Here is an 8,830-nt window from a genome sequence, read left to right on the forward strand (position 1 = left end):
ACTTTCCACTTTTTTCTCGTGGAATTTGATCTACAAGTTTTATTTCTATTTCCATATCTGTACCAAATCTTTTTTGAAATTCTTTAATTAACTTGCTAATATCTTTTTCAGAAAAATCTTCTCTCGGTACAACTTTAACCACTATCTTGTCGATGCTTTCTTGTATTATTTGACTTTCCTTAATATTGTGCATTTCCTTAAATATATGATCCAAACGACCTAAGTAAGCCCCCCTCTTAGTTATCAGAATATCATCAATTCTACCTATTATCTCTTTAACTAGAGGAAGAGTTCTTCCACATGAACATGTGTCTCCTAATGGTCTTGCTAAGTCCCCAATTTTATATCTTATGAGTGGAAATGCGTCATTAATAAAATTGGTACATACCATTTCTCCAACCTCACCTTCAGAAACCTCCTCGCCATCTTTAAGAAACTCTATTATACCATATTCTGCGTCAATGTGGTATCCACCCTCTTCGCATTCTCCAATCGATGCAGCAAGCTCCGTCATTCCGTACCTATCGAAAACTTTGCATTGAAATGCTTCCTCAATGCTTTTTCTTTGATAAGAAAGAAGGGTCTCTGATGATGTGAATACTGCTTTTACAGGAATCGGATCTTCATACTTAAGTATATACTCTGCAACGACATAAATTAAAGAAGGATAACCCTCTATGTAAGATGGATGAATTTGCCTAAGTTTCTCCGTATAATACTTTAAATTTTCCTTTGTCAAATGATGCATCGAAAAATAATACTGTTTTTCAGCACTGTTATACCTCCAAAATGGAGGCTTAGTCTGTCTTAATGGAACTACAATTCTTCCAGCAAATGTGGCATGCAACTCTCTTGAATCTACCCCTGCTCTCCTTCTAATCCTTTCTACGAAGGCGTATTCTTTCATTGTGGCTTCATTACTCCACACTATGTTAAGTGCAGTTCCTGTAGTGCCACTTGTATGCTTAATACTATACTGCCAACGGTGATATCTCTGCGAGATTAGAGATTTAAAGTTATATCTGACGTCTTCTTTTGTGAGTATTGGAATTTTCTTTAGGTCTTCGATAGTTTTTATATCATCAGGTTTGAGGTTATGCCTTCGAAATACTCTCCTGTAATAGGGAACATTATAGTACGAATAATTTATTACTCGCCTAAGCTCCTTTGTCTGTAACTCCAGCAATTCCCTTCTATTTAAGTGTTCAGTTTTTTCCAGCCATTTAAGAAAATGATCAAAATTTCTGGAGTACTTTAGATATGCCCAGTAATAACCATAAGCAGACATGATTATGTTTTGAACTGGTACAGGAGAAATACTATAAATTAACTCCAGATGGTTCATAGTTCTCAGAATGTTACTTGGACTTTAATTTCTCAACAATTGACTCCAACACTCTAACAGTTTCTCTACCTTCTTCTGGCGTTACTGGTACTGACTGATTGTTAATGATACTCTTAACGAACTTTTCAATCATGATGTCATGGCCAAGCATTGGCTCACCAAGCATGGTTTTAAGAGTGTTTGAAGCTATACCTTTTATTGTTTGCCAAGCATTACTTATTGAACTTTTCGCAATGCTAACTGTCTTGAGATTACTTCTCCTGTATCGAATTAGTAGCATACTCTGCAAGTCCATTTCCAATGAATATTCTGTTCCGAAGAGTTCAACCTTGCTTGCTGTGTAATTGTTTGTATGTGAGACTATTATGGAGCTGGTGATGTTTTCTCCTTCAATCTCTATTCTATAATCATCATACAATATCCATGGATAATTAGTTATCTTCCTAGCAACAACTTCTACGTTTTTAACGTTTTTCACGAAGGCTAGTGACATGTATATGACATGTGGCCCTGTTTCCCCAATTATTCCTCCAGGTAGTTTATGAATCCAATGTTTCTCGTGAACCAAGTATTCCTCTCTAGGTGTTAATGATATTATCCTCATTCCAGTTAGTTCTCCAATGGCACCATTTTTAACAAGCTCTTCAGCTTTTAAGAAAGGAGGATAGAACCTCTGATTGTGAACTATGCTAAGCTTTACACCATACTTTCTTGATGCTTCAATCATCTTATCACAATCAGCTACGCTGGAAGCCATAGGTTTTTCCAATAATACATGGCAACCATGCTCCATAGCTTCAACAGCAACAGGTGCATGAACCTGTGGTGGAGTGCATACATCAACTACATCTGGATGCTCCTTCGAAAGCATATCAGAAATGTTGGAATACGCATTTGGTACGCCAAATGTCTTAGCCACATTCTTTGCAAGTTCATAGTTTAAATCACACACAGCAGTCAAAGAAACATATTTCTTTAATCTGAGGAAGGCAGGAATATGCCTCTTCTGAGCCACAAACCCAGCTCCAACAACAGCAACCTTAAGTTTCTTCACGTTACCGTTATTCTTCATTTTTCATCAACTAATGGATATCTATTTTGCTCATTAAATATTAAACATTTTTGTTTCTTTAGCATGGCTAAGCAGTAAAATTCCATAGTATCAAACTTCTCTAACTATCTGCTGAAATACGTTTAACATTTCTCTACCAATACTCTCTATCGACAGCTTTTCAACAACATAATTTCTTCCGGAAGTCCCCAGCTTCTCGGCAATTTCCGAATTATCCTTCAAGTATAGTATGGCATTAACTAAAGCTTTATAATCTCCAGGCTTCACAACAATTCCAGACTTAGTTTCATTTACATACTCTGCTGGTTGACCATTTGCACAGCATATTATTGGCTTTCCTACAGCCTGGTACTCATATAGTTTTGATGATATTCCGAGATATGGTCTTCCAAAGTCTCTAAGCGGCAATAGTAGGGCGTCTGCCTCGCTCATTAACTTCGCTACATCTTGTCTACTGAGTATTTTATCAATTATTTTTACATTTTTCAACTTCATCTCTGCGACTCTCTGTTTAACATGATGGAGCAATTCCCCTCCTCCCTGCAAGATTATCTCTACATCTTCATATTTTTCAAGTATTTTCGCTGCTTTGAGCACTTGATCAAAATCGTATGCAACTGAGAAAGCACCACTATACAGAACCGTAAATTTTTCATCGTTCTTGCTTGGCATTGGCTTGAATTTGCTTGTGTCTACTCCACCTCTGACTACATGAATTTTGCTCTCAGGAATTCCGTATTTGCCGTTAATTACCTTTGTATAGCCGGGGCTTATTGGAGTTATAGCGTCAGCTATGACATACGCTATTTTAGCTAACACTTCTCCCAACCTTCTTATCAGAGAAGACCGAGTAATTTCGGGTTCAATATCTTCTGGCCAGAGGTCATCAACATTTAGTACTACTGGACACCTATGGAAAAATTTGTAGATTAAAGCGGGATATATGGATAATATTTGGGGATTTGCTACAAATATACAATCTATCCTCCTAACTAGGAAGAATGGAAACAGGGATGATAACATAAAAGATGTAAAAAGTATAATTCTGTTAATAAACCCTTTTGCAGGAATGGGAGGCATATACGTTCTTATTACCTTCATACCATCAAAATATTCAATGGCCAGAGCCTTTTTCCTTAAATGTCTAGGAACATTACCAGTGGGGTAATGTGGAAAGCCTGCAATAACAGTTACATTCACGTTATGAGCTAGGAGTCCCTTGGCAACGTTATAGGCTCTTGTAGCGCTTCCACCTAGATCTGGAGGAAATATTTGTGAAAATATTAAGACATTCATTTTTTAACTTTCATCTCACCATAGACTGTTCGCTTCCCCCTTGAGACCTCTATGACATAGCGTAAAACTTCGGTTAATGCGCCTATTGTCGGTAAAAAATCATCTAATGAGATAACGTCATCTGGTAGAAACGGAGGAGATAAAAATTTTTTAAGCGCAATAAATTTAGAGTCCCCAGAATTTCGAAGTAACGAATCGAATAGCCATAGTACATCTCCGGGTATAAGCCATCTTTCAGTGAAACCTAACTTATAGCCTCCGATAGGGAAAGTATGTTTTTCTATCATTACTTTGTATAGGAGGTAAGGGAAATCTACTCCTGCATTTATTGCTAGCGGTAGAGACCCCCAAAACCTTCCGTTAATCTCCATTAGGTTTGTACTACCATTTTTCTCGTCTAATTTGAATTCCACCATCGCAACTCCTTGCCACTTCATTTCCTTTAGTAGCTTTATTGAATATTCTGCTAACCTTCTATTCCACACGCTAACTCTTAATGTGCTAGCTCCACCAGTAACTGGGTATTCACGTAATCTTTTATGCATGAACAATGCGATTAAATTAGAAGAATCATTCATTAATACTTCCACGCCATATCCTACTCCTTGCACATACTCCTGTACAAGGAAAAAGTCGGGGGGTGCGATACCCTTAAGCTTATTCATTAACATATTATATTTGTATAAAAGATCCCCCTTATTGTACGCATAATTAATTGATGTGACTTTCATCATGATTGCTCTCCCATTTTTCCAGAAGACTTTCATCCTAGGTTTGATAACTGCTGGATAGTTAAGTTCGCCCGTCACTTCCCTCAAAGTTTTTACATCATCTATTAGGAATGTTTTAGGATGCGGTACTCCACATTTCTCTGCAATACTAATTGTTTGGAATTTATCATAAGCTTTCATTGCAACTTCATAGGGGGGTGCTGCCACCTTAACATATTGTTCAAATTCCTCTTTTTGTTCGAGAATTGGTATCATGGTGAAGTCGGTTATTGGTATTAGTAAGTCTAATTTTGTGTTTTTCATCAAGCGTAGTAATGATTTCACGAATTTCTCTTTATCTTCTATCGGTGAAGGGTAGATCACTTTTTGAGTGCAGTATTTTGATAGGAATCCAGCATTAAATCTTGTGGCATCGGCAGCCAATACCTTTATTCCTCTTTTACCTAGAGATCTTATGACTGCTAAGGCAGTTCTTTCAGATGCATCGGTAACTAAAACTGAGCCCATTACTTCAGAGAATCCTTAATGTATGTGGAGAAATTGGTGAATTTGAATTCGCTCAGCAAGAATGCTAGTTTTTGCTTTGCTTTATTCAAGTTATGATAAACTTGAAATCTTCCTAAAATTCCTGTATTAATTTTAGGAGTTTTCTCGTCAAGTTCCCAGTTATGTATGTAAATGACTGCTGGAAATCCTTTATCATTAATCTTCTTTATCCCCCTCTTTATTAGACCTAAATTCCATAGACGTAACCATAATCCTCCGGCTATGGGAATTTTGAGTCCTAGTAACTCGTATATGGCTAGAGGAAACTCTATAATGGAACCATTATTATCCTCTTCCGTTATGTTGACTATAGATGGATGGTATGGGTGTGTTGGAGCATTGTACATGCCATATAGGGGTGTCCACGTTGGGAATATGCTTGAGTCGTATTTGAACCCTTCTTCACATAGTATTTTTAGAACCCATTTCGTTTTATTGTTTAAGGAGAATGATGGGGCTCTGAAACCTATGCAATTGGGGTGGAGTTTTTTAAAGGTTTTAACTTCTTCTCTAAACCGTTCAGGTGTTAATTTCCATAATGGTTCATGCGTCCATCCATGGAAAGCTATTTCATGCCCCTCTTCCAATATCATTTTTATGATTTCCGGAAATTTTTCAGCTATTTCTCCAACTATGAAAAATGTTGCCTTAACATTGTATTCCTTCAACATCTTCAATATAGGCGGAATGTTATCTGGCGTCCTGTAGTATAAGTTTTGTCTATATTGTCGTGTATATTCGCCATGAAATACTTCCTCCACATCCACTGACAGTATGTTTTCCACCAACGCTCAAAACTTCACTACTTTCTCTATTTTATCCATGTTTTCCTTGATCCATTCGTAGACCTTTCTCAGTCCAGTTTTCATGTCTGTTTTTGGCTCATATCCAAGTATTTTCCTAGCTTTCTCTATTGATGCTCTCCTCCTTATTGCTTTATCCCAGTCTCTTCTTGGTTTGAATATTATTCCAGCCTTGTTCCCTGTTATTTCGTTTATCCAGTTTGCCAAGTCTATGATCCTTGTTTCTGTTCCTGATGCTAGGTTTATTGCCTCCCCAACAGCCTCCTCCACTACGCCCATCCTCAGTGTTCCGTCAACTATGTCTTCAACGTATGTGAAGTCTCTTGTCTCCTCTCCAGTTCCGGTTATTGGTAGTGGTTGACTGTGCATTGCCCACCAAATGAAATTCGGTATAACATTCCTATATTTTCCAGGTACTTCTCCTGGGCCATATACGTTGAAGTATCTTGCTATGGCTACTGGCAATCCGTAATAGTTGTGGAAGTAGTTGCAGTATAGTTCTCCTAGTAGTTTGTGGATTTGGTATGGTGTATCTAAGTGTAGTGATATGAAGTCTTCTTTTAGTGGTAGTGGTGCTTGGCTTCCATATACTGAGCATCCCGATGATGCGAATATGAACTTCTCCACTCCAGTTAAATTAGCATATTCCAATGTTTTCAGTGTTCCCAAGCCGTTTACCAGTAGGTCTGTTTCAGGGTGGTCTACGCTATTCTGGTTTGCGAAGTGTGCTGCCAGATGGAATACGTAGTGTGGCTTGTAGCTGAATGCCCTCTTCATCTTCTCCTCATCAAGTATGCTTCCATGTATGAATATCACCTTCTGATGTTTTGGTATGTTCCATTCATATGATGCTGATAGATCGTCGATTATTATTATCCTTTCAGGTTCAGCTTTAAGTAATGCTCTTGTTAGGTTGCTCCCTATACATCCAGCTCCACCAGTTATCAGTATCCTCTTCCCAGTATAATGGCTGAGTACTTCCTCGAAATTCATTTACCATACACCCTCCTAAACCATTCTATGGTTTTCGGTATCCCCTCTTCAGGCTTAACATTTACCCTAAAGTTCAAGTCCCTCTTCGCCTTGGTTGAGTCCGGCCTTTTAATCTTCGTTGTGAATGGTTCAGCCTCCCTATACGTAACTTTCGAGTCATCCTTCCCAAGATATTTGAGTATCAAGTCTGAAATGTACTTTATCTCATACAATTCGTCTCCACCAAGATTATATACTTCTCCAGGTTTGAAGTTTTCAACTATATTTGCAACTGCCCTACATACGTCATCGATATATTCAAGCGTCCTCTTATGCCCCAAGTATACTGTGTATGGTTCATCATGTAACGCTTTATATATGAATTTAGGTATGAACCCCCTATATGGATTATAATGCTCCCCTGGGCCGTATACGTTGAATGGCCTAACGATCACTGTTTCAGTTCCATATTGCATGGCTGAATTCTTGATCATCATCTCCCCAACCCACTTTGTCATTGCATAATCGTTTAGTAGGTGTATATGTATCTTTTCGGGGATATCTTCACTCATCACGCCATCATAATCTCCATATATCTCGGCGCTACTGAAGAATATCATCCTAAACTTCCTCTTCTCCTGCATCCTTATCATATTCTTCGTTCCAACTGCATTCGTCAACCATAAGTTTTCATAGTAGTCTTCACCATTCCATCTCCCATACTCAGCCGCCAAATGATATACGTATTCGAAGTCATGCTGCTCAAATAATCTTTCAACTTGCCTATACTTACTCACATCACATCTAATGGATTTTGGGTCGTGGGAATGTGTTAGGTCGCATAGCCAGACATCATGCCCCCTACTTCTAAGCTCCCTAACAAGGTTTGAGCCTATAAATCCAAGTCCACCAGTAACCAGTATCTTCGCCAAACCAATCACTTAAACTGCCTATATTCCCCTCTACTTATAATGTTTATTATTCTATTGGCAGCTTTGCCATCACCAAATGGATTCCTCCAATCCCTCTTCGCATCAATCATTATCTTTGCTTTCTCCAATATCTCCTTGGGCTCTGTTCCTGCAAGTACATTTGCACCAACCTCCAAGGTTTCAGGTCTCTCAGTATTATACCTTAATGTTACGCATGGAACTCTTAGTATGCATGCTTCTTCTTGTACGCCGCCTGAATCTGTGAATATCAATTTAGCTTTACTCTCAAGCTTCAGGAAACTCAGGTAATCTAGTGGTTCTATTAGGTTTAACCTCTCCACGTCAATGCCATACTCTTTAATCTTCTTCAATGTTCGTGGATGAATTGGGTATATTATTGGCATGTTGAAGTATTCCCTTACCAATTTTAAACCTTCAATTATATTTCTAAGCCTCATGGGATTATCCGTGTTCTCCTGCCTATGAACTGTCACGAGGAAGTAGTCATCGTCTCCGAATGGAATGTTCACTGCTTCAGCTAGTTTTAGGTTTTGGTATACTGCATCCACAATCGTATTTCCAGTCACATGTATCTTCTCCTCTGAGATTCCTTCCCTAAGCAGATTTCTCTTGGCGACTTCTGTGGGTGCGAATAGTATGTCTGAAACGTGGTCTGCAACTATCCTATTTATCTCTTCAGGCATACTCCTATCGAAGCTCCTCAATCCAGCTTCCACATGACCTAAAGTTACCCCAACCTTAACTGATGCAAGTGCACCTGCAAGCACAGTATTTGTATCCCCCTCCACAAGCACTATATCTGGCTTCTCATCGAATAGAACCCTCTCTATCCCAATCATCATTTTCCCAGTTTCCTCAGCATGTGTTCCGGAGCCAACCCTCAAATTATATTTGGGTTGGGGGAGCTTCAACTGTTCGAAGAATACTTGATCCAAGTTATAGGAGTAGTGTTGCCCAGTGTGTAGTATGAAGAATTCCATATTCTTCTCTTCCAGCTCCCTTATTATTGGTGACATCTTTATTATTTCAGGCCTCGTCCCAAGTACTATTGCAACCTTCACTTTACCTTCCTCACCCTAAATATGACTGTTCCACCTTCAGTGTATGGCTTC

General features: G+C 38.6%; 8 protein-coding genes. All 8 read right to left on the reverse strand.

The features are described from left to right. Window positions 1-1,345: phenylacetate--CoA ligase family protein (locus MRT15_RS07310; protein ID WP_369684958.1), on the reverse strand; the 1,345-nt coding region annotated here is incomplete at its 3' end. A 13-nt stretch (window positions 1,346-1,358) separates the two neighbouring features. Continuing rightward, entirely contained in the window at window positions 1,359-2,417 is a 1,059-nt protein-coding gene (locus tag MRT15_RS07315; RefSeq protein ID WP_304329329.1) for a Gfo/Idh/MocA family protein, read from the reverse strand. 90 nt (window positions 2,418-2,507) lie between these two features. Beyond that, window positions 2,508-3,713, reverse strand: coding sequence for a glycosyltransferase family 4 protein (locus MRT15_RS07320; RefSeq protein ID WP_304329331.1), 1,206 nt, complete (start codon window positions 3,711-3,713; stop codon window positions 2,508-2,510). Next, window positions 3,710-4,951 (reverse strand): ATP-grasp domain-containing protein, encoded by a 1,242-nt coding sequence (locus tag MRT15_RS07325; protein WP_304329332.1) that lies wholly within the window; start codon window positions 4,949-4,951, stop codon window positions 3,710-3,712. Before MRT15_RS07325 ends, MRT15_RS07320 begins: the two co-directional genes overlap by 4 nt. Next, window positions 4,951-5,775, reverse strand: a complete 825-nt coding sequence (locus MRT15_RS07330; RefSeq protein WP_304329334.1) for a polysaccharide deacetylase family protein — start codon at window positions 5,773-5,775, stop codon at window positions 4,951-4,953. Before MRT15_RS07330 ends, MRT15_RS07325 begins: the two co-directional genes overlap by 1 nt. 6 nt (window positions 5,776-5,781) lie before the next feature. Next, window positions 5,782-6,786, reverse strand: a complete 1,005-nt coding sequence (locus MRT15_RS07335; protein ID WP_304329336.1) for an NAD-dependent epimerase/dehydratase family protein — start codon at window positions 6,784-6,786, stop codon at window positions 5,782-5,784. Beyond that, window positions 6,783-7,703 (reverse strand): NAD-dependent epimerase/dehydratase family protein, encoded by a 921-nt coding sequence (locus tag MRT15_RS07340; RefSeq protein WP_369684959.1) that lies wholly within the window; start codon window positions 7,701-7,703, stop codon window positions 6,783-6,785. Before MRT15_RS07340 ends, MRT15_RS07335 begins: the two co-directional genes overlap by 4 nt. Next, the gene (wecB, locus tag MRT15_RS07345; RefSeq protein ID WP_304329340.1) at window positions 7,703-8,779 is read right to left on the reverse strand and encodes a non-hydrolyzing UDP-N-acetylglucosamine 2-epimerase; all 1,077 of its coding nucleotides are present in this window, start codon (window positions 8,777-8,779) and stop codon (window positions 7,703-7,705) included. The genes MRT15_RS07340 and wecB overlap by 1 nt, the downstream gene beginning before the upstream one ends. Window positions 8,780-8,830: the final 51 nt, after the last annotated feature.

Origin of the sequence: Candidatus Culexarchaeum yellowstonense, assembly GCF_024707025.1 — an archaeon.
Lineage (GTDB): Archaea > Thermoproteota > Methanomethylicia > Culexarchaeales > Culexarchaeaceae > Culexarchaeum.